Here is a 23,701-nt window from a genome sequence, read left to right on the forward strand (position 1 = left end):
TTAGTTGAGGGCGATCACCAGCATCTGGCTGGTGCCCGGGATGCAGGTCTGCAGGACAACTGCAGGGAATCCGCCGAACACTGCGGCGACATCGTTGGTGCTTCCCGGATTGGGTACCTGGCCCCTGCCTGTCGCTGTGAATGTTCCGTAGCCCGGGATCGATACCGTTTCACCAACACCGATTCCCGAGAACCGTCCCCACCCTCCGCAGAAATCGTGCTCCGTGATGAACGTTGCGTAGGCGTTGGTAGGCGTGTAGTGGATGGGCCCGATGCAGGCGTCCACCATTGATTGGCCACCGGCACCAGCAACGTAAATGGTCCGGACAGCGGGAGCCGGCGCGGGTGCCGGTGCTGGCGCAGGAGCGGGAGCAGCAGCTGCGGGAGCGGCCGGGGCTTGAACGGGTGCAGCTTGCGCGGCGGGAGCTGCCGGAGCCGGTGCGGGAGCGACCACAGCAATGGGAGGTCCAGTGAGCTTCAAAACCTGTCCCGGCACAATCACCGAGTAGGCACTAAGGCCGTTGGCGGCCAACATCGCAGTGACATCCACCCCGAAACGCGAGGCGATGGCACCTACCGTGTCCCCGGAAGCCACCGTATAGAGATTGGGGTCGCCAGCTGGCGCAGGCGGGGCCGCCTCGACGGGAGCGGCAGCTGGCTCAGGAGCAGGAGCGGGTGCTTCGGCAGCGGGAGCTGCCGGCGCTTCAGCTGCCGGAGCTGATTGTACTTCCGGCGCTGCCTCCGCTTCGGCATCCTGGACCGGCAAAGCTGCGGGTGCTTTTGCACTGTCACCTTTTGTAAAAGGCACTTGTTCCTGTGAAACATTTTGGTCAGCGTCACCCGCCGGTTGCGTCGCCCAGTTGACGACGCCAAAGAGAAGTGGGATCAGCGCTAATATCGCGAGCACCGCGCCGGCAATCAACAGTTTGGATTTACTGGAGTGCGGCCGCCGAACATCGCCATTGCTCTTGGTTGACAGGGAAGATTGAAGATCTAAGTCATTCATGTTCATGGGAAACCCCGGACTCCATGGCTCTGGACCGCGCAAAACAGGCCCCTGCGGACCTGGGTGGGAAAGCGCAGCTACGTATTGGGAGGGGCACCGCCCACGATTTATGGGAGGTGCGGTCCACCGCTGAGCCGGAGGAACGGAATTGCTATAACCCTAGGAATTTCAATGGTAGGAATAGGGTCATGCCCGCCGCACGAGTAGGAACTACTCGACTTTCCTGCTGGTGCCGTAATTGGTTACTTGGGCATTACGCAGTTTCCAAAATTGGACTACTTGCTCCCGGGCACGCCAGCCGCCCAAGTAGCTGGCATTTGTGGCTCTTCCCGGCCCTGGCAGCAGCTGCGAATGCGGGACAATTGGGCTTCATCTCGCCCTCACTCTCCGTTCACGCAGGCCACGCACTGTGGAACCATGACTGACCTCTCGCGCCGCTCACTCGTCAAGACCTCCCTTGCCACGCTCGCCCTCGCCGGCGTTGCCACCGGCACCGCCGCACCCGCGTCCGCTACCCCAGCTGCCATCCCACTGGTGCGCAAGCGGCTCACCCTACCCACGGGGATTGCCACCGGCGACGTAACTACGGATTCCGCCGTTCTCTGGTCCCGCGCTTCCGGCCCGGGCCGACTCACGGCACAACTTCAGGCGGTGGACAGCGCCGGTGAGATCCTTCGCGGACGCTACGGTTTCAGCCGGACCATCCGCGGCCCCTTGGCCACGGACGCCAGCGACTTCACCGCCAAAATCCATGCCAAGGGCCTTCCCGCAGGCACACGCTTCGCGTTGGAACTGACCTTCGAGGACGAGAATGGTCCAGGCGAGGCAGTTCGCGGCACCTTCAGCACAGCGCCGGGTTCCACCAACGGAAAGCACGACGACGGCACTGAAGACGCGCGCGGAGGCGGCAGTTCGTCGTCGAACGGGCAATCCTTCGTGTGGACCGGCGACACCGCCGGCCAAGGCTGGGGCATCAACGAGGAACTCGGCGGCATGCGAGGCTACAAAGCCATGCACGCTACGAAGCCAGACTTCTTCATCCACTCGGGCGACACCATTTACGCTGACGGCCCCATTGCCGCAAGCGTGACTGAGAAGGACGGGCAAGTGTGGCGGAACATCGTCACCGAGGAAGTATCCAAGGTGGCCGAAACCCTGAAGGAGTACCGGGGCCGGCACCGCTACAACTCCCTGGACGCCAATATGCGGGCCATGTTCGCCGATGTCCCCGTGATTGCGCAGTGGGACGACCACGAAACCACCAACAACTGGTACCCCGGCGAAATCCTGGACGACCCCCGCTACACCGAACGGAACGTCAATGTCCTGGCAGCGCGAGGCCGGCAGGCATGGCAGGAGAACATGCCGATCGCCGATGCCGCCGCGCTCTGGCGCCCCGGAACGTACGACGCCGGCCAGTACCAGCCCGCGCGCATCTACCGGAAAATCTCCCGCGGCCCGCAGTTGGACATCTTCTGCCTGGACATGAGGACCTTCAAGTCCCCCAACACCGACGGCAAGGAACCCTACGCCACCAACATCCTGGGCCAGGAACAGGTGGACTGGCTGATCAAGGAAGTCCGCAAATCCAAAGCGACGTGGAAGGTGATCGCTGCGGACCTGCCCCTGGGGATCATCGTTCCCGATGGCGCCGTGAACCAGGAAAGCCTGGCCAACCGCGACCCCGGAGCTCCCCTTGGACGCGAGCTGGAAATTGCCGGCGTGCTCAGCGCCTTCAAGAAGTACGGCGTCAAGAACACCGTGTGGCTGACCGCTGACGTGCACTACTGCGCCGCCCACCACTATTCTCCCGAGCGGGCGTCCTTCACGGACTTCGACCCCTTCTGGGAGTTCGTTGCCGGCCCCATCAACGCAGGCTCCTTCGGTCCGAGCGAGATGGACAAAACTTTCGGACCCGAGGTCCTGTTTGCCAAGGCCGGACGCTTCCCGGGCGAGTCGCCGCGTGACGGCGAGAACCAGTACTTTGGCCACGTGGACCTCGCCGCGGACGGGGTGTTCACGGTGAGCCTGCGCAACGCCTTGGGAGCGGTGATCTACTCCAAAGCCCTCATTCCGCAGCGCTGACCCACGCAGCCGTACTTAACTGAGTCGCAGTTAATGCCGTTTTGAGTCCTCAGAACGGCATCTACTGCTACTTAGTTGGGTTTCGGCGTATGCTCTCCTCAGCGCAGGCTAGACGCGTTGTTCGCTTTTGGGTGGGGCCACTTTTGAAGGCAGGGGTTCAGTGGCAGGAGTGAAGCACGGGGTTCTTCCAGAGCGCTCGTCGTTGCAGAAGGTTTGGCCACTCTTTCTGGTGTCCGCTGCGGTTTGTTTGGTGCTGCTGGCTTTCGGGCTGGCAAGCGGAGTAGGAACGACGACGGCGCAACTTGCCGGTGACTTAGCCATCCTTCTCGCCGCACTCACCGCGCTGACCACCCACACCCTCGCTGCCCGGCGGCGCCGGGACAACAACCCCGGCCGCTGGTTCATTGTGGCGGGCCTGGCCATCTGGAGCGCCGGGCAAACGGTGTGGACTTTCAACGGCATTACCCTGAACCACCAGTACCCGTTCCCGTCCTTCGCGGACATCGGCTTCGTTTGGTACGCCCTGCCCACCTCCATCGGACTAGTGCTGCTGTCAAAAGGACAAGGACTGCGCATTTCACTGCGCCGCACCATCCTGGACGCAGGTGTGGTGGCAAGCGCCACGTTCTTCATCGCATGGAGTTCCGTGCTGGGCCCCTTGGCAGGAGCTACGGACCAGGACGCCTTTGCGCACATGACGCAGATGGCCTACCCCATCGCAGATGTCTTCATGGTTTCCGTGGTGATCGTCCTGACCATGCGCGCAGCCCGTGGCCGCCGGCTGCCATGGCTAAGCTTGGGGCTTGGCTTCTGGATCCTCGCCATTACAGACCTTGCGTACATGAGCTTCATCCTCCAAGGCATCACGGGTGTCACTGGATCCCCGTTGGCCCTTGGTTGGGTATTCGCTTTCCTGCTGGTGGGGCTCAGCCCATTGCTCCCCGAAGCCGGGGCCACACAAAAAGACGGCCGAACCTACGCCGTGGCCCTGGAGCTCCTCCCCTACCTGCCTGTGTTCAGTGCTGTGTTCTTCTCACGCAGCCGCCCCATCGGCGAAGACCGTATCTTGCTGGTCACCGGCCTGACGGTGATTGTTTTCGTCATCGTGCGGCAGGTGCTGATCGTCGTCGAAAATGTCACGCTGACCCGCGAACTTGAGTCCAAGGTTGCCGAACGGACGGCTGAGCTTGAGGGACTCGGGGCGATCGTCAACTCCTCCGGCGACGCCATCATCGGTGAAACACCCGACGGCGTGATCACCAGCTGGAACCCTGGCGCTGAACGCATCTTCGGCTACCCGGCATCGGAAGCCATTGGCCGTAAGGGCGACTTCTTCGTTCCGCCGGACCTGATGAACAGCGAACGCCAGGCGTTGGAAGTTACCGCCCAACGCGGCGACGTACAGAACTACGAAAGCATGCGCCTACGCGGTGACGGAGAGGTTATCCCGGTGTCCGTGACACTCTCGCCTGTTCGGGGTGACTCCGGCATTCGCGGCGTCGCCACCATCTCCCGCGACATCACCGAACGCAAAGCCGCCGAGAAGGAACTCCTCGCCGCCCGCGAAGCGGCCCTGGAGGCCAGCCGCCTCAAGTCCGAGTTCCTGGCTACCATGAGCCACGAGATCCGGACTCCCCTCAACGCGGTGATCGGCCTGACCTCGCTCATGATGGACACGCCCCTGAGCGAGGGCCAGCGGCAGTACGCCCAGGGAGTGAAGGGCGCCGGCGAAGTACTGCTGACCCTCATCAACGACATCCTCGACTTCTCTAAACTCGAAGCCGGGAAAGTAGACCTGGACATCAACGTCTTCGACCCCCGGGCGCTGGTGGAAGAAGTAGCAGGGCTGGTTGTGGAAGCTGCGCAGGGGAAGAACCTGGAGCTCATCTCCTACTGCCACCCGGACGTTCCCGCTCGCCTGCTGGGCGACGCCGGCCGCATCCGCCAAATCCTGCTGAACCTCTCTTCCAACGCGGTCAAGTTCACTCCCTCCGGTGAGGTGGAAGTCCAGGTCTCCGTTCTTGCCCAGGACGCCGGCAAGGCGTCGTTGCGCTTCGAGGTGAGGGACACCGGCATTGGCATCACCGCCGAAAATCACCAGAGACTTTTCGAATCCTTCGCCCAAGCGGACGCCTCCACCACACGCCGCTATGGAGGGACGGGACTGGGCTTGGCCATCTCCCGGCGCCTCACGGAAGTCATGGGTGGCAGGATCGGCCTGGACAGCGAGGTTGGAGTTGGCAGCAGGTTCTGGTTTGACCTTGATCTCCCCGTTGGCCCGGCAGCCTCGGACACGGAATCTTTGCCAGCCAGCCTGTCCGGACGCCGGGTATTGGTGGTGGACGACAACGCAACCAACCGCCTGGTGCTCGAAACACAACTGGCCAGCTGGGGAATGTTTCCCCTTTCGGTTGCCGACGCCGCGTCCGCACTGGACGAGTACCGGTCCGCGGCCCTGTCCAGCCACCCCTACGACATCGCGGTGGTGGACATGTGCATGCCCGATATCGACGGCCTCCAGCTTGCCCGCAACATCAGGGACGAGAGCAACGGCTCCGGCAGCCCGGGGATCATCCTGCTGACCTCCACTATGCAGGTGGAAAGGAGCGACCTCACCTCGGCGGGAATTCGCGAGTACCTCACCAAACCCGTCCGCAGCTCCGAACTCTACAACCGTCTATTGCGTGTGCTGGCCACAAAGACAGCTGGCATGCCTACCCCGCCGCCAATGGCCCACCCGGTTGAAGCGGCGGATCCTGTGCCGCGGCTCGGCAAGCTCTTGGTGGCCGAGGACAACGAAGTCAACCAGTTGGTGGCACGCGGCATGGCAAACCGCCTCGGCTATGAAGTGCACATAGTGGACGACGGCGAACTGGCCGTTTCCGCCGCGCTGACCGGCACATACGCAGCAGTGCTCATGGACTGCCACATGCCCGTCATGGACGGCTTCGATGCAACCCGGGCCATCCGAGCCCGCAACGGCCACTCCGCCCGGATTCCCATCATCGCCATGACGGCCGGTGCATTGGATGAGGACCGCGAGCGCTGCTTCGCTGCCGGCATGGACGACTACATCAGCAAGCCCGTGGATCTCGCCACACTCGCTGAAGTCCTCTCGCGCTGGGTACCGCAAACGTCGACGGCGGACGTCGGGGTGGATGCCGCGGCTGCGGCGGACGTCCCGCAACAGCAGGCGGCAGCACCGGCGTCGAACTCTGTTGTTCTTGAACTCGAGCGGCTGCAGATCCTGCGCGAACTTGGACCCGCCGACGGTTTGGGCCTGTTGCCCGAAGCCGTCAGGGCTTTTCGGCAGGACTCCCAGGGAGCCTTGGATACATTGCGTGCTGCACTGGAAAACGGACAAGCCGCGGAATTGGAAGCGGCAGCGCACAAACTCGCGGGCGCGGCCGCCAATATCGGAGCTGTGGGCGCTGCCGGCCTTTGCAAGGAACTGGAAAGGCTCGGACGCGATGCAGGACCCGAACTGGGAGCTTCCGGAGCACTGCTGCTGGGCCAATTGCACACTGAACTCGCCCGCGTGGACGAGGCACTAGAGCGCACACTTACTGAAGCACACTCACCGGGAGCACCGTGAAAATCCTCATCGCCGACGACGACCAGATCTCCCGGATGATCACCAAGGCCGCCGTCGAGCAGTCCGGCCATGAGTGCATCGTGGCAGTTGACGGCGACTCGGCGTGGCAACTCTATAAGGAGCACAGCCCGGAAGCTGTTGTGACCGACCTGATGATGCCCGGCCTCAACGGGCTGGACCTTTGCCGCGCCATTCGGGCGGCCGAGGAGGACCGGTATACCTACGTGATCCTGGTGACCTCGCACGGTTCCCGGAAAGACGTACTGGCCGGAATGGAAGCCGGAGCAGACGACTATGTCACCAAGCCCCTGGATCCGTTCAGCCTGCACATCAGGCTCCTGGCTGCCCAACGCATTACCTCTTTGCATGCAGACCTGGCCCGGTACCGTTCCGCGCTGAGTGAGCAGGCTCGTACCGACCCCCTGACAAAACTCCACAACCGCCTGAAACTGGCCGAAGACCTGGGTGCCCTGCATAGCGGGGGCGTGACCGGGCACAACTACTGCCTGGCCATGGTGGACGTGGACAACTTCAAAAGCTACAACGACATCTATGGCCATCAGGCGGGCGACGCCGCATTGGTTGCCATCGCCTCGACGCTGGCTAGCGAAGTCAGGAAATCCGACGCCGTCTACAGGTTCGGCGGTGAGGAATTCCTGCTGGTCCTGCGGGATCAGGAGGCTCCCGGCGCTCGTATGGTCATGGAGCGTGTCCGCTCTGCAGTGCAGTCCCTGCGCATCGAGCACTCCGGCGATCCCGACGGCGTCCTGACCATCAGTGCGGGCATCTCGGCGTTCACCGAGGGGCGCCGTGCAGGAACCGAGCAACTCCTGCGTGAAGCCGATCTTGCCCTGTACGCAGCGAAAGCCTCCGGCCGGAACCGGGTGACCCTGGCCGATGCCCTCCGCTCAGAGTGAGCTTGCCACATCACGGGTCAAGGTGATTTCAGCAGCTTCCCGGCTCACCACCCGAGAGCCAAACTTGTATCAGCACGTTGAGCTCTGAATGTTGCGGGCATTTACATTCCCGATGCCCGCCGGAAGGCGGTAATCGCCTGAGTTGCATGCCGTATTGTCTGTCATGGTCACATACGTCACCGGACGCTCGAAGTCGACTGCCCCGCCCGTGGTCTTGATGTCGTTGTCTTTGAAGGTGTTCCCCACGATCTGGATGTGATGGATTTGCTTCGTGCCGTCGTAGTAGGCGTCGTGCAACCCCCGCGGCGAACCCCAGACGGTGTTACCGGTAAGGTCGATGTTGTAGACAACCCCGGATCCTCCCGCAAGGTCGATCCCGGCGCCGTGACGGCCTCCGCGCACATTGTTATTGGCAATCCTGATGTCGTGAACGTCCTCATCGCCGTATGTGTGAACGGCGATACCGTCGTCGCCGTCAGTACCTTTGCGCTGGTCCACAACATTTCCAACAATGTCTCCGTTGCTCGTGTTCATCGCATGGATGCCATCCAGTTCCACGTACTTTCCGTTGGTTACCGACTCTGTGCTGCTGTCCTTAACACACCACTTCACACCGCCGACAAACGCGATTGAGTACGTAAACGGGTTCCTAGTATGAACACCCTGTACTAGCGAATTCATCGAATTGCGTACGTCAATCACGTACTCATTCAAGCGGCCCGGCACATTGCCGTTCAGTGTGTCACCTGACTGATCTGCCGTGAAGTTGGAGAGCGTCGTATTGTCGGCGCCGGCTGTCGTAACGATAGGATATCCGCCAGCGGGGCCAGTGTTACTCGTGAAGGAAGGACCAGCTTTCAGGATCGTTTCAGGGCCAACACCTTCAAGCTTTACATTGCTCAACATGCGCAGCTTGCCATTAAGAATGAACGTGCCCCCAGGGATTTTTACCACTCCGCCGCCAGCATTTCCGGCCGCGTTTATCCTGCCTTGGATACTTGCAGTATCGTCGATGGAATCGTTCGGAATGGCAGTGACGTTGTAGATGCTGGTCGAACTGCTACCAGTGGCACCGCTTGTTGAACACGACGACGATGTGACCGTAAGGGCTGCGGCATTTTGAGCGGACCTAGCTGCCGCTGGGGCAGCGGTTGAGGCAAGAACACAAAGAACAACCACAGCACTGCCCATAGCGGTGCGGGCAGCGGATCCCTTCCGACGCTCACCGCCTGTTGCATATCCGGCCGTGGGCAATGCGTGACGAGTAGCGTCCGAAGAGGGCGCGCCGAAGTTAAGGTTGCCGCTGAAGTGGGTCAAGGGTGTCAGTCTCCTCTTTGTTTTCGGGCTGGATGCGATGAGGCCGTCCACTGGTTTAGTGGGCGCACCTCGACGGTCGTGACGTTTACTTTGGATCTTTGTTGGGGCCGCAGCCGTCTAGCTCTTTCTGAGTTCGTCGGTGTCAAGCTGAAAGTGGCGTGTGCAGCTGCTGGATGACTTCTTTGTAGTCCTCAGTGCTGACTTTGTTTAGGACGTTGGCGTACTCCTCAAAGAGGTTCTCTTCGAAGCCGAACAGGAACATTGTCATCCCACATTCCAAGGCGTACCCCGGAGCAGTCCGCAATTGTTCGGCAAGGCTGTGCGACTGCGGTGAGCCGCCGGTGAAAGGTGACTCGGGAGGACCGGGGTTTTCACCGACCAGTCCCAGCCCTGCTCGCCGAGCCAAGGCGCTCGTGTACCTGTGGGAGGACCATTGTGATACGTCGTCCGTCAGCACGTTCTCGGTGTCAGTGGGAAGGCAGTGGTCTTGGCGCGGCACGGCAGCGGCCGCTCTCACGGCCGACACGTCATCCAAGCCGGTGAAGTCCACGTCCACGCCCGGCAACGTTGCGAGCACAGCGAACTGAACAGAATAGTCCAAGCCGCGTTCCTGGGCGCCATCCGGATTGGCCCGCCCGTCCAAGCCTCCTTCTATGGCTTTTGCTTTGTCATTCGGCAAGACTCCGCGGCCCGCTACCGGAACATGCACTCGCCCTTGATACCCAAGTTTCCGTAGCTCGCTTATCTGCCATACGGCTGCGTCCACCGTGGATCCGGAATACCAGTCCCACCACCGTTGGACCTGCTCGTCAGTTACGGACCGCCCATGCCATGAACGGGTGCCCGGAATCCACCCCGGCATGGGGGAAGGCGCAACGCCCTCAGCCAAACCGATGCCGTGCTGGGGGGCGTCACCAAAAGCCCAGTACTCGCGTTCATTTCCACCGTCACCGGGCCCTGGGTACCCCAGCTCCCCGCTGGCATTCGTGCCGACTCGTATCGCTGCTATGCCCACAAACCCCAGGTCCGATGTGACCAGGGCCAAGTACTTTTGCGCCGCATCCCGCACATTGGCACTGAATACGAGCTCGGCCCCCTCGTCCTTTGGCACACCCCCTGCGCTTCCCTTCAGCACACCTCCGGGCAGACGCCTTACCCAATCAGGCGGGTAATGCAGGCCAGGGGACAGAACCACAGCCAGGCCGGCCTCACGGCAACGGTTCAGGCGTTCCCGAACCTCCGCCACGTAGTGACGGTCCACCCGTCCGGCTCCCGGCTGATACCGATCCCAAGCCAACGGTAATTCGACTACGGACACGCCTGCGTCGTGAAGTGCTGCGAGGCGTTCAGGAGTGCACATGGCGCCCAGGACCCCGAAGGACAAGGGCTCCGGCGTTGGCTGGGTCTCCACACTGCAACCAACGATCACAGTTGCCATGACTATAGGCAGCAAGATAGAAGTGACAGGGCGTCTCACCGGTAGCCGCCCGTGACCGGAGGCAGTATCATCCCTCCGGCGATAGCAGCCTCGAGCTTTGTTCGGTCCAGCTGCCAAACAACTGTGTCACCGGAGGTTGGTCCAGTGAAAGTGAAAACCGGTTGGGCGTTCTCCTGCAGCCAAACCAGGAACTCAGGCGAAGCGAAACCGTAGCCCTCGCTCAGTTGCCTCCCCTGTGTTAGGACATACTGCGCATCGCGGTCATGCAGGGACTGCAAGGATGGCAGGACCTCCCACCCCTCATGCGGCATGAGCGCGAACTCACCGGTTACTGATGTCAAACCCACTTTGGAGGACGGGGGCAGCTCGGCGTTCATCCAGTCCCGGGCACGGACAAGTCCGTCATCGACTACTGACCTTGCCTGAACACCCAGAAAAAGACTGAGCATGGTCATGATTGCTGTGGCAACTATGACGACCCCCCGGAGGCTGGGCCGCCATTTCACCACCATCACAGCGGTTACGGGCACCGAGACCAGGGCAGCCAGCACCACACAGTAGCCAAACTGTTCCTCTGCCGCCCCGAAGAAGACGGAGTAGATACCCACCAAGCCGGTAAAAAGCGAGAACAAACCAATAGCCCGCCGTCCCACCAGCGGAGACATGGCAGTCACTGCCCCCGCCACGATGGAAAGGCCCAGTAGCAGATAGCTGGTGCCGAAGCGTCCGGCCAGGTCAATGAGCCGGTCTGTAAGGCTCACGCTGTGGACTGAATTGAAGCCTGTCATCTGAACGACGCCCATCATTCGAAGGACACCCACGGATTTTTGTTCAATGAACTGCGGAAACAGCCCGCTGGCAGCGATCAAACCCAGATAAATCAGGTAGGGAACTGTGGAGCATGCGAGGATTCGCAAGGCTGTTTGGAGGGGCACCGTTCTGCGCCAGACCACCGCGGCAAGTAACGGAACAACGGTGAACACGGCAGTCATGTCTTTCATTGCAATGGCCAGTCCGAAGACCAATCCGGCGCTGATTTCAAGCCACAGACGGGTTCGCCCCGACTTACGGTCGAGCAGCAACAGGACCAATAACCATCCCGATAGGACCGTCAGGCCAGCTGGAGTCTCCATCATCAACCGCCCATCCATGCGAAGGACAAACGGGTCGCTGGCCAGGATGACGCCAGCCACAACAGCAGGTCCAACACCCACCAGACGGCGAACCAACAGGAAACAGACAACCACCGCAACTGCTCCGAGGACACTATTGACCCAGCGCAACTGCAGCACCAAATCCGTGGAGTGGCCTTCCAGGCCCAACACGCGGATGACCACAGCATTAAGGGCGTATGAGCCTGGGGGGTGCAGGAAAAACGGGGTGCCAAAGATTGATGGCATGTGCCCATCCGCTATTTGCCTTGCAATATCTGCATAGGTTACTTCGTCAATGAAGACGTCATTGGCCCGTTGAACACCGAACACCCGGAAGACCGTGGCCAACAAACCTACAAGGACTGCAACCCACAAGTGTCCCCGCAATGCCCTCTGCGAGGCACGGGCAGACCTCCGCGCTCGATTCCTCGGCCGAGATACCTTGAGTGCAATAGAAGTCATCAGGCACTGCCGTTAATAAGTCCGGGTACAAAGTACGTTTCCGGTTTCAGTGGGATTACTCCGCTGGGGAATAGGGCATCTACCTGCGTGGAATACTGCCTGATTCGCCCGGGTTTTGCGTCGAGTCCGGTATCCCAGGTCCATGGCACAAAGCCCAACTTAGACATATGCGTTTCGTCCGGGCCGACAGCCAGATCATAGGGGAAGTCTGAGTACATCACGACGTTGGCCGGGTGTCCCTGGCCCAGCTCGCGGGTAATGAGGTGGTCCACATGCTTCCCCACCCCTGCCGGGCAAAACAACAGCTCGGCTTTGGTTTGTGCCATGAGTCCGGCGACGCCGGAGCGAAGCTGGCGGATGAGGGCTCGATCACCCTTGGCGATCCTTCCCAACGCGATGTCGAACCGGTACGTGGGGTAGCGGTGGGTGAGCTCCGGGAGCAGCCTCTCCCACGCGCCGCTCCCCAGCATCGGTGGCTTGCGTCGTCGAAACAGCGCGTCCACTTCACCGAGGTGGATGGACTCAACTCCCATGTCCTGCAGCACGGCGCGGTCCTCCGACTGCCTGGCCCGGAACAGGTCCCCAGCATCCGGAACGGTGCATTGGCGCATGAAGGACCGAGCCGCCCGTGTGTGGGGTGATGGCATTGCCTCAGTGAACAGCGTGGCCACGATGATCTGCCGCCCTTGGGCCTGGGCTTCAATAAGCGCGCCGCATGACAGGACTGCATCATCAAGATGGGGTGACAGGAACAACCAGGGGGCGTCGCCCCCCATGGAACGTTCAATTCGTGATTGGAGCGGCATTCAAGCCCTTTCAGCGTCGACGGCTTGGGGCCGCCGGGTTTGAGGATTTTTCAGTTCAGTGAGAGCCGTGCGGTAGGCCTGCGCCTGCTGGTCGGCGAGCGCATCCCAGTTGTAACCGGCGGCAAACTTCCGCCCTTGCTCAGCCACGTCCTCCAGCCCCGTTTGGGAGTATCGGGTGGCAATTTCATCAGCCAGGGCAAGAACATCGAAGGCCTCGACTATCCAGCCCGTGCCCGGAGGAATGATCTCTCTCAGGCAAGGAATGTCGAAGGCGATAACCGGAGTGCCGGCCGCGAGCGCGTCGATGGCCACTAGCCCGAACGTCTCGTGCCGCGAAGGCACTACCAGCAGCCGGGCATTGCTGAGAGCCTGGAACTTCCTATCCCCGGACAGCCACCCGAGCATCTGTACGCGCTTGGAGAGACCCTTGTCCCGAACGGACATGCGCAACCGTTCTTCGTCCGGGCCCGTACCGGCGATCAGCAGGTCGCCTTCTACCCTTTCGCAGGCGTGAGCCCAGGCTTCCAGAAGGAGATCCAAGCCCTTGTGCCCGTACTCCAGTCGTCCGATGAAGAGGACATCCTTCCCCAGCCGGGGTTGGTTGTTCCAGACTCCAGGATCTACGCCGTTGCCGATGACGTCCACATGCAGCTCCGGGTTCAGGTCCTGTAACCGATCTCCGATGCCCTGTGAGACCGAAATGAGCCTGCGGTGCTTCCGCACGCCCAGCCGCTCTATCCAGTGCAGGGGTAGCTTGTACTGCCGCGCCTTGTCTTTGGCGTGCAGCCACTGGACAACACCAATGGTGGGGCGCTTGGTCCAGAGCGGTGCGGCCATGGTGGAAAACGGGGCGAAGAAATCCTCCACCACTAGCTCGGTAGCTGACCGGCGCTTGCATACCTCAAACGGTAGCCGGGCCACATAGGCCACCAGCCTGGTCAATCGGTTCCCACCGGCGCCGAAGCCGATGGGCACATAGTGCACACCGTCCTCCACGCGTTCCTGCCAGCCCGGATAGCGGGTGGTCAGCACTGTGACGTGGAAGCCTTTTGCCGTCAGGCGGCGATTGATTTCGTGGGTTCGCACGGACCCTCCGCCTGCCCCGGGCATGCGTGGATCTTCAAAGCCCAAATGCAAAACTCTCATAGCTGTCTTCCCGTCTCTACATTTCTGGAGGGCACCCTGCCCGCTACAACTCCGCTGAATCCGGAGCAGTGGCATCGGCTTTGGGAAGCACGTCGGTGTAGCGCCCTATGCGACCGGCGGCCGGTCGTTTTGCTGCGTTTGCCGACCTGGCGCCGTCGGGAAATCTTGAAGTCATTCCTGCGCGGCAGCATGCCGCGCTGGTGAGCAAGAACGGTGGCACCGCTGATGCCGGCGAGAAGCAACCAGAGCAAGGGCTGCAGGTGGGCGGCGACGGCAAGGACCACGATCAAGGCGAACGCCAGGCTGGCGAACCTGCCTGCCCGCTTTCCCGGGTTGGCAGACGCCAACACGGGACGCGCCAATAGTGTCAGGACCAGGCCGGCGGTCACGGCCCCGATGGCAGATCCCACGGCCATTCCCGAGACGGCGTTCAGTTGCCAGCCGATCCAAAGCCCGCCAATAACCAGAAGACACGCACAAGCGAGGCCGATTTGGCAGCGGCGGTAGGCACGCATGGCTAGGAGTATGGTGGCGAGCACCATCAGGACGGCATAGCCGAGACCGGAAGCCGCCAGCCATGGCAGGAGTCCAAGGGAGCCGTGATACTTCTGCGGAACAATGACGCCGGACATCAGGGGCGGTGCCGTGGCGATGATGGCGAAGGCCACCACCACAAGCTGTCCGAACGAGGCGAAAGAAGCGCCCAGCACCTCGCCGACCTTGACTCCAGGGGTGCGAAGCAAGGGAAATGCAACCAGCGCGGTTCCTGCAGCCACGTAAACGGGCCCCTTGGCAATGGTGGCGAGCGCTTGGAAACCCGCCGCCTCAACCGAGCCATTGTCCAGAAAGCCGACCACTACGACGTCGATCCCCACCAGCACGGACACAATGCACAGAACCGACGCGATATCGCTGGTTTCGGCCCATCGCCACTTCTCGAGCAACACGCGCGGACGCCAGCGGAGGTCCCGATAGAACGACCACGGCACCACCAGCGGCGCCAGGCACCCCGCGACAAAACCGAGCACCGCTCCCCCGGCACCCCATGCCATCAAGATCACCAGCAGGCTGAAGATCAACCGCAAGACAACCTCCCCGATGGTTGACACTGCGTACCACGTGAAGCGGAGTTCGCCCTGAAGCCACCCGGCAGGGGCATTCACAACAAAAATGACGAAGGCTGCCAGTGCCACCGCTGCTGCCAGGGCCGGGGTGGCGAGCGCGAGAGTCACACCGCCAGTGATGGCTGCTGCGGCAATACCCGCCAGGCAGGACACGAATACCGAGAAGGCCACGCCGTTCCGTCGCTCTTCGGAGCCTTCCGGATGCACTGCAACCACATGCGACAGCGGAAGCGGAACCATCGCGTTGGCCACGATCCCCACAACTCCGAGGATCATTGCGGCAGCCGCGAACTGTGTGTAATCCGCTGTCCCCAGCATGTTGGCCATAAGCAGCGTGCACGCGTAGCTCACCACGCCCACCAGTCCTGCGGACACAGCGAGGAAGCCACTGTTTTGAGCTATGTTGACGTCTTGATCCGGCGTCCTTTCCTTGCTTTCAGCCCTGGGCCTCAAGCTCACTGCGGTTATTACAGCCTGTTCGGATAAATCCACTGATCAGCTACCGATACTGGCCATCGTTGGCTTCGGCCGGGACGAAGACATTTCCCGGTCCGGCCAGCAGTGTGTTTCGGCCTGCCGATCGGATTTCCGCAGTGGCCACGCCGATCTTCTTCATCGCGGCGAAAGCCTCGAACTCGTCCCGGCCCTTCATGATGATGGATACGTAACCGTCGGCCAGGGCATACTCGTCGGTCGGCCTCAAGGCGGCTGTGAAATCAATGCTGTCAGGCACTTGGAACTGAACCAGGGTGGACAAGTCCGAGTGGAAGGCCCGTGGATCTCCGCCGTCGCGGCGCATCTTCGCTTCCTCCAAGAGCACCCCTGTGAGCAGCATGGTGCTGCGGTCCCAGGTAAAGCAGCGGGCCCATTCACGGCACTCGCCGGAGACGATGATGGCTGCCTCCGGTTCGGTCAACTCAGTGATCGCATCAACCATGGCAGATCCGAAGTCCGTGGGATGGTCCACCAGCCATCCCGTACGGCCGTCCACTACCGAGTCCCTGATTCCCGGAACCCGCAGCGCCAAGCACGGCACGCCCCAAGCCGCGGCCTCGATTACTGAACAACCCCAACCTTCTGACGCCGACGTGGTGGCGGTCATCCAAGCACGGCTCAACAAGTTGTCACGGACCTCGTTGGGTTGGTATCCGTGGAAAGTGATTGCGTGATCCAGGCCGAGGTCCATGGCCAGTTGCTGCAAACGCGCCCGTTCGGGACCGTCCCCGACGATGTCCATCCGCAAGTTGGGAAGTCTCCGCGCCGCTACGGCGAACTGGCCCAGCAGCAGGTCCAATCGCTTGTGGGGCACCAGCCGGCTCACGACGGCGATGGTCGGCTCAGCAGCCCGCGCGGCGACCGTGGGCGGAATGTCGATGGTACCGTTCGGCACCACGTGGATGGGGCCCCTGAATCCAAGCTTTCGCAGTTCCATGCGCGTTGACGGCGATACCGCCACGATGGCCCGCTGCCCATACACCGTCTTGGCGCCACGGCTTTCGAGGAATCGGCCTACGGCGGCCATGGGAGGGGAGAACCGGGTGCGGAACTGCTCTTGGTGGACGTGATGGACCAGTTGGACGATCGGAATGTCCCCCCGCAGGAACAACGGGGAAAAGAACGGAATTCCGTTTTGGCAATCCACCACGGCGTCGAACTGGCCGTTGGTGCGCAGGAGCCTGAGTGCGGCCTGCCCATAGATGGAGAGTGCTCCGCCACCTCGCAATATACGGATGCCGTCAATGGTCTCCTCGGCTGACTGGCCGGTGTCGCGGCCGGTAAACCACGTGACACGAACTCCGCTGCTCACCCATCTGCGGGAGATCTCATGCATGTACTGTTCGGCGCCGCCGGCCTGCGAGTGCTTGACGTCGCGCCAGTTGAGCACCAGTACGTGCTTCCCAGCAAGTTGGGTTGGGGAGTTCATGTCAGTTGAGCCGTCCGTCACGATGTTGCTTTCTGAAGTTGAATCACTGAGGCAAAGCTGGCCACTCCGTCCTGGAAGGGACGGAACGTGGACTCGGCTCCATCGGTCCAGGCCACGGGGAGTTCCACAATGCTGGCGTCGTTGTCCTGGAGCCTAAGAAGCAGTTCCACATCGAAGGCGAAGCCCGTGCTGCGGCACTGCACCATTGCAGCGGTGAGGGCATCACGTTCGAAAAACTTGAAGCCGCATTGGGTGTCCTGGATGCCTTTGACCTTCGATTTGGTCAGAGCCCGGAAGGCCGTCCCGCCCATTCGGCGCCCGATGTGCTGGGGCACAACAAAGGTGGATCCCGGGGCATGACGGGAGGCGATAACCGCTGCAGCGCCACCCGCGAGTTGCGCCATGGCTTCGGTGAGCGTTGCCAGCGGCGTGGCGAGATCGGCGTCAAAGAAGCCCGTGTATCTGGACGTCCCGCTGAGGAGGCCACGGCGTACAGCTGCCCCTTTTCCGCGACGGGAACACCCCAACACTGAGATCGGCACTGCATCTCCCTTTTCCCGGGAGATCCGGTGGACAACCGCAGCAGTCTCATCCACGCTGCCGTTATCCACCACCACAATGCGCGAAGACCACGGCTGAACGGCCAGGAAGTCCACTGTTTGCGTCAGTGTGCTGGCGATTCTTCCTGCCTCGTTGTAGGCAGGAATAATGACTTCGAGGTCTACGTGGGAGCGACGCAACGAGTCTGGATGTCGCCGTGCTTGAAGACGACCCCTGATGCCGACATGAACACTGTGCGCGTGAAGCGGAACCATCTGAACCTCCAATATCCGGGAACGGTACGAAATCGTGCTCGCAATATATGGAGTGGGCCCACCACGCAAGTCATGACGCCAATCCGGACGTTGTGGTCCAAGTCATGGATCACTCTCGCTACCACGGCCGATCCCGGGCGCTCTGAGCGAAATTGCTGGTTCTGTGTCAGAGCCCGTCTATAGAGTGGCCACATGAGCCACACTTCTTCCGCGCCTGCCGCTGCCACGGAACCCACGCTCCAGCCTCCTGTCGCCAAGCAGGTCCCCACCCGCCGCGAACACCACGGCGATGTGTTCGTGGACAACTACGAGTGGCTCAGGGACAAGGAATCCGCCGAGGTTGTTGACCATCTCAAGGCAGAGAACGCGTACCAGGAAGCAGTGACGGCCCACCAGGAACCGCTCCGCGAAGCGATGTTCCGGGAAATCAAGGGCCGCACCCAGGAAACGGATCTGTCGGTACCCAGCCGCAAGGATGGCTGGTGGTACTACAGCCGTTCGGTGGAGGGCAAGGAGTACAGCATCCAGTGCCGCGTCCTGGCCGCCAACACGGGCGATCCTGTGGCGGACTGGACTCCCCCGGCGGTTGAAGCAGGCGTTGGGCTTCCCGGCGAGCAGGTGCTCCTGGACGGCAACATTGAAGCGGAGGGCCAGCCGTTCTTCAGCGTGGGCGGTGCCGCCGTTACTGTCGACGGCAACCTTTACGCCTACGCGGTGGACAACTCCGGAGACGAACGCTTCACCTTGCGCATCAAGGATCTGCGGACCGGCGAGCTTCTCCCGGACGTTATAGAAGACATCTTCTACGGGGTTGCTTTCTCCCCCGACGGCACCAGGCTCTTCTACACCGTGGTTGATGATTCGTGGCGTCCCTACCAAGTCAAGGCCCACGTCCTGGGCACGCCTGTGGCTGAGGATGAGGTCCTCTACCAGGAGGACGACGTCGCCATGTGGCTCGGCTTCGACCTCTCCTCCGACCGCCGCCACTTGGTGCTCAGTATCGGCTGTTCCGAGTTCAGTGAAACGCGGCTGCTCCGCTTCGACGATTACGACGCCGGCCTCAGCACTGTCATTTCCCGCGACCACCGCGTCCTCTACGAGGCCGAGCCGTTCCTCCTTGACGGCAAGGAAACACTGCTTCTGACCCACAACAAGGGTGCCATCAATTCGATGGTGAGCCTGGTGGACCCGGCAGAGCTCTCCAAGCCGCTCGCCGAGCAGGACTGGCGGACCGTCGTCGAGCATTCCGACGACGTTCGCGTCAACGGAGCGGGCGTGACCTCCACGCACTTGGTGTTGTCCGTCCGCAAGGACACCATCGAGCGCGTGCAGGTGCTCCCGCTGGCGGGCCTGGGCACAGCTGCTCAAGGGGCTCCCGTGGAGCCAGCCTTCGATGAGGAGCTTTACACCGCGGGTGTATCCGGCTCCGACTACGAAGCTCCGGTGATCCGCATGGGCTATACCTCCTACTTCACGCCATCGCGCGTCTACGACTTCGTCCTGCCGACTGCAGGACAACCCGGCGGCGAGTTGCTGCTCCGCAAGGAAAGCCCGGTTTTGGGCGGCTACTCGGCGTCCGATTACGTTGCCACCCGTGAATGGGCCACCGCCGACGACGGCACACAGGTTCCGCTGTCAGTGCTGCGTCACGCATCGGTCCAGCAGGATGGCACGGCCGCCGGGTTGGTTTACGGTTATGGCTCCTACGAAATGAGCATGGATCCGGGCTTTGGAGTGGCCCGCTTGTCCCTCCTGGACCGCGGAATCGTTATGGTGATCGCCCATATTCGTGGCGGCGGTGAACTGGGACGCAAATGGTACGAGGACGGCAAGAAACTCACCAAGAAAAACACTTTCACGGACTTCATCGCAGCCACGGACTGGCTGGCGGAGTCCGGCTGGGTCCACCCCACGCGTATTGCTGCCATGGGTGGCTCCGCTGGCGGCCTGCTCATGGGCGCGGTCGCCAACATGGCCCCGGAAAAGTATGCCGCCATAGTGGCGCAGGTGCCGTTCGTGGACGCCTTGACCACCATCCTGGATCCTGAGCTTCCGCTATCCGCCCTGGAGTGGGAGGAATGGGGCAACCCCATCACGGACCCCGAGGCCTACGCGTACATGAAGTCCTACACTCCGTACGAGAATGTGGGGGCCGTGGCCTACCCGAAGATCGCCGCAGTAACCTCCTTCAACGACACGCGAGTGCTCTATGTGGAGCCCGCGAAGTGGGTCCAGGCGCTGCGCTCCGCCTCTACGGGGACCGAGCCGATCGTCATGAAGATCGAAATGGACGGCGGCCATGGAGGCGCATCGGGCCGGTACGTGCAGTGGCGCGAGCGTGCTTGGGACTACGCTTTCGTAGCCGACTCCCTTGGTGCCACGGAACTGCTTCCGGGCGCCGGCCTCAAGTAGCTACGTCCGGCGTGCCCGGAGCAGTGCGTAGTAGCCAGGGATGAGGTCCGGGGACGACGGATTGCTCAGCGGGCGCGTCTCTATGCTCGCTGAGCCCTCCTCCACAAGGTTCCAGTCCGCCGTCGGGAAGGCCTTGGCCCGTTGCGCGGCACCGAAGCGGCCAGGCATGGGCAGCCCCCGGATTGCCCCCTCAAGTGGCGCTGGAATGGAGTTTCGGGTGGCACCGAGGTGACTAACGTAGTCCACAGGCGTGCCGGGGAAGTTGGTCTCGGCCAGGAAAACGCCACCTCGGTTCCCGACGACGGGCAGTAGGTTTCCGGCCAAAGCGGACTGGCCGCTGCGATCGAGTACGTGCAGGACACCTCGGATGAACACGTTCGCGTCCCCGGCCCACCCGGCAGCTGCCAAGGCCGTCGCTACCGTCCGGGCAGCGTCAGGCGCCGTCATGTCGCACACGGCGAATGACGCCGTCGTGATCCCTGCTGCCTCCTGGCGCGCACGGGCCACAGCGTTAGCGGAGTAGTCGAGCCCCAGCGCATGGGGGAAATGCTGTGCCAATAACCGGGTGAAGCTGCCGTTGCCGCACCCTACGTCAACTATGGGGAGGGTGGGGTCCAGCTGCTTCAGCGTGGGGAGATAGCCGTTGAGTTCATGGGCACTTCCCGAATCCCACAGGACATCGCCCGTTGCACCGGTTGAACGAACGTTTCCCCAGTACTGGTCCCAGGCCGTGAGCGGGTCCTTGGGGGCTGCAGAGGACAGCCTGATAAGGCGAGGTATAAGCAGGTATTTCCTGAGCGCGGAGAACATGCTCCAAATATATGGGGCGCTATGCCTCCACCAGCCACTCCAACGCTTCTGTTTCGGAGGTGAAGAACTTGGTGGGGCACGGCGGCTTCATGATTCCGAGGAAGAAGTTGGCGATGACCCTGTCTACCGGGGACGAACCCCAAAGGGCGATCCGGGAAGCCTGGCAAGGTTTGGCAAACACTGATCGGGCACCCCTGGTGACGTCGTCCGTGGTTGCCATGTCGACAATCATGGGATGCCGGTCCGGGCCGCAAAGTTCGTTGACCCTGTCCATGGCCCTTTGGGCATCCGGTTCCTTGATCCGGGCGCCACGCGGCCATGTCAGGCGCAGGATCCCAGGCTCTTCGAGTTCCAGATCGAATGTCACCTGTTGGTGGTCTTGCGGTGTCGCTGGCTGGTCCACAATTCTCCTCGCACTTTTTCACAACAGCTGCAGAGGAAATCCGAATGGATCTCCCGCATTCCCTCCCTCAAGGCTGTCGAATCCGGAAGTCAAAGTAAAGGTGTGTCCCACGACTCAAAAGGCCTGTTTACAGTCGGGCAGCCACTGGCCGCTATGCCGCTGATAGGGTGTTGCCAAATCCTGAAATATTGTGGACCGATGGTTGAACGGAAGGGGCTCAGTGGGCGAGACCGTTGCCGGTGAACAGCATGCTTCCCGCTCGGCTGTCGTGGCGGACTCAGACCATGACCGTCTGGCCGCCACCACGTCCGTGCTTGATGGAGCGGGCTTCCAGGTTTTCCCTGCCAGTAACGCCGCTTCCATGGCCTTGCATCTCCAGCAACACCACCCCTCAATTGTGGTGGCAGAGAACGCCCTGGCCCACGGACTTCGCAGCCCAGGGGTTCCCGTGCTGCTGCTTCTTGATGCTCAGGAGTCTGTGGACCTGGAGCAAGTGGAGTCCTGGCGCGTAGCAGACTACGTTATAAACCCGGTGCGACCAGGGGAACTCGTCCACCGGGTTGAAACCTTGATCGGTCGCGCCACGGAGCGTGCACGCTCGCGTGGCGAAATCGAGGCACTGCGGGAAAGCCTCCGGAACGTCTCATCGGCAATCCGGCAAACCAATGATCCGCAGCTGATCGCGGAGCACGTGGTTCGCGGTTTTGGCGAAGCCTTGGGCGCGGACCATGTTTGGTTCGCCACCTTCCGCGATGAACGGGTCCCCAGCATCCGTGCACAATGGAACCGTCCGGGACTTCCGCTGCTGCCGGCAAGGCTGGGCGAGAGCGAAAACATCATCACCGAGACGGCCAACCGCCTATGGGCCGAGGCGGACGTCCTTGCTGTAGCGGACCACCGGGAAGACCCTGGCTCGAAGATCGCCAAGGCACTTCGCGAGTGGTCCGGCGAACTCAAACCCATATCCACTGCGCTGCTCCCTGTTGGCGAAGGCGCTTCCGCCATGGGCATCATCCTGTTGTCCACTGTGCGGGAGCGTCATGATTGGACGCGTGCCGAGATCGCCTTGATGCAGCACGTCGCCGGGAACGTAGCCCACGGGCTCATCCAAGGCCACCTCATCAGCGCCCAGCAGCGTGTCCTGCACCAGTTGAGGCAACTGGACAAGGCCAAGACCGATTTCCTGGCCACCGTAAACCATGAGCTACGGACACCCCTTACCTCCATCACCGCCTACCTGGATATGATCCAGGATGGCTCCGGCGGCCCGGTTCCCGAGGGCATCAGGAAAATGCTGGACGTTATTGCCCGGAACTCGGACCGCCTGCGCAGGCTGATTGAGGACATGCTCACGGTCTCCATGCAGGACGGCAGCAACCTGGACCTTAAGCCGGTTGATATCGACAAGCTCCTGCAGGTGGTGGTCGCTACCCTCCGGCCACTGGCAGAGTCGCGCCATGTTTCCGTGTCCTTTACGGAGGCTACCGAGGACATTGAGGTCACTGCCGATGAAGCAAAGCTGGAACAGGTGTTCACGAACATCGTGGCCAATGCCATCAAATTCACTCCCGAGGGCGGCCGTGTTGGCATCACCAGCGCCATGGCAGCTTCCGAGAATGGCGGACGGGCAGCCCTTGTTCAGATCGAAGACAATGGCTTGGGCATCCCGGAACACGACCTCCCCCACATCCTGACGCGCTTCTACCGCGCATCGAATGCCACCTCTGCGGCTGTACCGGGCAGCGGATTGGGCCTGGCGATCGCCAACGACATCATCAGCCGCCACATGGGCCGCATGGCCTTCGACTCCATCTTGGGGTCCGGGACCAAGGTGTCCGTGGAGTTGCCGGTGGGAGGACCCTAGGCTGGCTTCCGAGTGACTGGTTTCGGCCGCGTCCTCCGCCACTGTGACAGCAGTGTCATTGCCGGGTCCGGAAGATGTGATCCGTGGTCACTAATGTTCGACATGCAGAGAAACAAAACTGATGCCCCGGGCAGCAGCCCGGGGCATCAATTTAGCTCATGAGGCCTTGAGAGGCGCTCCCCCAATGTTTAGTTCGGCCACCAACCGATGCTGGTGGTGTTTGTCTTACCCGTGGTGGTGCTGTTCGGCCACCAGCCGATTGCCGTGCTGTCCTGCGTAGGCTCGGCATTAGCCGGAGCAGCGAATCCCGTTACTGCCAGAACCGCCGCCATGAGCAGGGTTGCCGCAAATTTTTTCATCCGCTATGCCCTTTCGTACTGATGCGAATTTATTGACTGTGACTTGAATAAAGTCACGGGGCAAA

17 protein-coding genes are annotated in these 23,701 nt (G+C 61.8%); 5 read left to right on the top strand and 12 right to left on the bottom strand.

Annotation, left to right across the window (positions count from 1 at the left end; all coding sequences use genetic code 11):
- Positions 1-1,011, bottom strand: a complete 1,011-nt coding sequence (locus tag A477_RS0111210) for a LysM peptidoglycan-binding domain-containing protein (RefSeq protein ID WP_017199084.1) — start codon at positions 1,009-1,011, stop codon at positions 1-3.
- Positions 1,012-1,422: 411 nt separating this feature from the next.
- On the opposite strand from A477_RS0111210, the gene A477_RS0111215 reads away from it, so the two are divergent.
- The 3 genes from A477_RS0111215 (at position 1,423) to A477_RS0111225 (ending at position 7,602) form a co-directional block, all read left to right on the top strand.
- Positions 1,423-3,090: an alkaline phosphatase D family protein gene (locus A477_RS0111215; RefSeq protein WP_017199085.1), complete on the top strand. Its 1,668-nt coding sequence runs from the start codon at positions 1,423-1,425 to the stop codon at positions 3,088-3,090.
- Between the two features lie 160 nt (positions 3,091-3,250).
- Positions 3,251-6,685, top strand: a complete 3,435-nt coding sequence (locus A477_RS0111220; RefSeq protein WP_017199086.1) for a hybrid sensor histidine kinase/response regulator — start codon at positions 3,251-3,253, stop codon at positions 6,683-6,685.
- Positions 6,682-7,602, top strand: a complete 921-nt coding sequence (locus tag A477_RS0111225) for a GGDEF domain-containing response regulator (RefSeq protein ID WP_017199087.1) — start codon at positions 6,682-6,684, stop codon at positions 7,600-7,602. Before A477_RS0111220 ends, A477_RS0111225 begins: the two co-directional genes overlap by 4 nt.
- A 69-nt stretch (positions 7,603-7,671) precedes the next feature.
- On the opposite strand, the gene A477_RS0111230 is transcribed toward A477_RS0111225, so the two are convergent.
- The 8 genes from A477_RS0111230 to A477_RS0111265 all read right to left on the bottom strand — a co-directional run bounded on the left by A477_RS0111230 (position 7,672) and on the right by A477_RS0111265 (position 17,788).
- A complete protein-coding gene (locus tag A477_RS0111230) occupies positions 7,672-8,919 on the bottom strand; it encodes a glycoside hydrolase family protein (protein WP_157367079.1) in 1,248 nt (415 codons plus the stop codon).
- 142 nt (positions 8,920-9,061) lie between these two features.
- Positions 9,062-10,357, bottom strand: coding sequence for a hypothetical protein (locus A477_RS0111235; protein WP_020372817.1), 1,296 nt, complete (start codon positions 10,355-10,357; stop codon positions 9,062-9,064).
- A gap of 35 nt (positions 10,358-10,392) precedes the next feature.
- Positions 10,393-11,757, bottom strand: a complete 1,365-nt coding sequence (locus A477_RS0111240) for an ArnT family glycosyltransferase (protein WP_237715784.1) — start codon at positions 11,755-11,757, stop codon at positions 10,393-10,395.
- Between the two features lie 215 nt (positions 11,758-11,972).
- Positions 11,973-12,779 (bottom strand): PIG-L deacetylase family protein, encoded by an 807-nt coding sequence (locus tag A477_RS0111245; RefSeq protein WP_157367081.1) that lies wholly within the window; start codon positions 12,777-12,779, stop codon positions 11,973-11,975.
- Positions 12,780-13,865 carry a glycosyltransferase family 4 protein gene (locus A477_RS0111250; RefSeq protein ID WP_237715785.1) on the bottom strand — a complete coding sequence of 362 codons (1,086 nt, stop codon included), beginning with the start codon at positions 13,863-13,865 and terminating at the stop codon, positions 12,780-12,782. It lies immediately after the preceding gene.
- Positions 13,866-13,921: 56 nt separating this feature from the next.
- Positions 13,922-15,508 carry a lipopolysaccharide biosynthesis protein gene (locus A477_RS0111255; protein ID WP_017199093.1) on the bottom strand — a complete coding sequence of 529 codons (1,587 nt, stop codon included), beginning with the start codon at positions 15,506-15,508 and terminating at the stop codon, positions 13,922-13,924.
- Positions 15,509-15,548: 40 nt separating this feature from the next.
- The gene (locus tag A477_RS0111260; protein ID WP_044568757.1) at positions 15,549-16,973 is read right to left on the bottom strand and encodes a glycosyltransferase family 4 protein; all 1,425 of its coding nucleotides are present in this window, start codon (positions 16,971-16,973) and stop codon (positions 15,549-15,551) included.
- Between the two features lie 17 nt (positions 16,974-16,990).
- Positions 16,991-17,788 carry a glycosyltransferase gene (locus tag A477_RS0111265; RefSeq protein WP_017199095.1) on the bottom strand — a complete coding sequence of 266 codons (798 nt, stop codon included), beginning with the start codon at positions 17,786-17,788 and terminating at the stop codon, positions 16,991-16,993.
- Positions 17,789-17,980: 192 nt separating this feature from the next.
- On the opposite strand from A477_RS0111265, the gene A477_RS0111270 reads away from it, so the two are divergent.
- Complete coding sequence (locus A477_RS0111270) at positions 17,981-20,200, top strand: S9 family peptidase (protein ID WP_017199096.1); 2,220 nt, start codon at positions 17,981-17,983, stop codon at positions 20,198-20,200.
- Here A477_RS0111270 and A477_RS0111275 read toward each other — a convergent pair whose 3' ends face one another.
- Entirely contained in the window at positions 20,201-21,010 is an 810-nt protein-coding gene (locus A477_RS0111275; protein ID WP_017199097.1) for a class I SAM-dependent methyltransferase, read from the bottom strand. It lies immediately after the preceding gene.
- Between the two features lie 19 nt (positions 21,011-21,029).
- A complete protein-coding gene (locus tag A477_RS0111280) occupies positions 21,030-21,413 on the bottom strand; it encodes a DUF7793 family protein (protein WP_017199098.1) in 384 nt (127 codons plus the stop codon).
- Positions 21,414-21,633: 220 nt separating this feature from the next.
- Between A477_RS0111280 and A477_RS0111285 the strand changes: the two genes are divergently transcribed.
- Positions 21,634-23,277 carry an ATP-binding protein gene (locus A477_RS0111285; protein WP_017199099.1) on the top strand — a complete coding sequence of 548 codons (1,644 nt, stop codon included), beginning with the start codon at positions 21,634-21,636 and terminating at the stop codon, positions 23,275-23,277.
- Positions 23,278-23,465: 188 nt separating this feature from the next.
- Here the strand turns inward: A477_RS0111285 and A477_RS23505 are convergent, their stop codons facing one another.
- Entirely contained in the window at positions 23,466-23,636 is a 171-nt protein-coding gene (locus A477_RS23505) for a hypothetical protein (RefSeq protein WP_017199100.1), read from the bottom strand.
- Between the last annotated feature and the right edge of the window lie 65 nt (positions 23,637-23,701).

The organism is Arthrobacter sp. M2012083 (assembly GCF_000281065.1).
Lineage (GTDB): Bacteria > Actinomycetota > Actinomycetes > Actinomycetales > Micrococcaceae > Arthrobacter.

What these genes read in the sequence shown, in the direction of transcription:
- A477_RS0111275 (WP_017199097.1), bottom strand. Translation starts at nt 21,010, where the DNA reads ATGTTCTCCGCGCTCAGGAAATACCTGCTTATACCTCGCCTTATCAGG.
- A477_RS0111235 (WP_020372817.1), bottom strand. Translation starts at nt 10,357, where the DNA reads ATGGCAACTGTGATCGTTGGTTGCAGTGTGGAGACCCAGCCAACGCCG.
- A477_RS0111240 (WP_237715784.1), bottom strand. Translation starts at nt 11,757, where the DNA reads ATGCCATCAATCTTTGGCACCCCGTTTTTCCTGCACCCCCCAGGCTCA.
- A477_RS0111210 (WP_017199084.1), bottom strand. Translation starts at nt 1,011, where the DNA reads ATGAACATGAATGACTTAGATCTTCAATCTTCCCTGTCAACCAAGAGC.
- A477_RS23505 (WP_017199100.1), bottom strand. Translation starts at nt 23,636, where the DNA reads ATGAAAAAATTTGCGGCAACCCTGCTCATGGCGGCGGTTCTGGCAGTA.
- A477_RS0111265 (WP_017199095.1), bottom strand. Translation starts at nt 17,788, where the DNA reads ATGGTTCCGCTTCACGCGCACAGTGTTCATGTCGGCATCAGGGGTCGT.
- A477_RS0111245 (WP_157367081.1), bottom strand. Translation starts at nt 12,779, where the DNA reads ATGCCGCTCCAATCACGAATTGAACGTTCCATGGGGGGCGACGCCCCC.
- A477_RS0111270 (WP_017199096.1), top strand. Translation starts at nt 17,981, where the DNA reads ATGAGCCACACTTCTTCCGCGCCTGCCGCTGCCACGGAACCCACGCTC.
- A477_RS0111215 (WP_017199085.1), top strand. Translation starts at nt 1,423, where the DNA reads ATGACTGACCTCTCGCGCCGCTCACTCGTCAAGACCTCCCTTGCCACG.
- A477_RS0111260 (WP_044568757.1), bottom strand. Translation starts at nt 16,973, where the DNA reads ATGAACTCCCCAACCCAACTTGCTGGGAAGCACGTACTGGTGCTCAAC.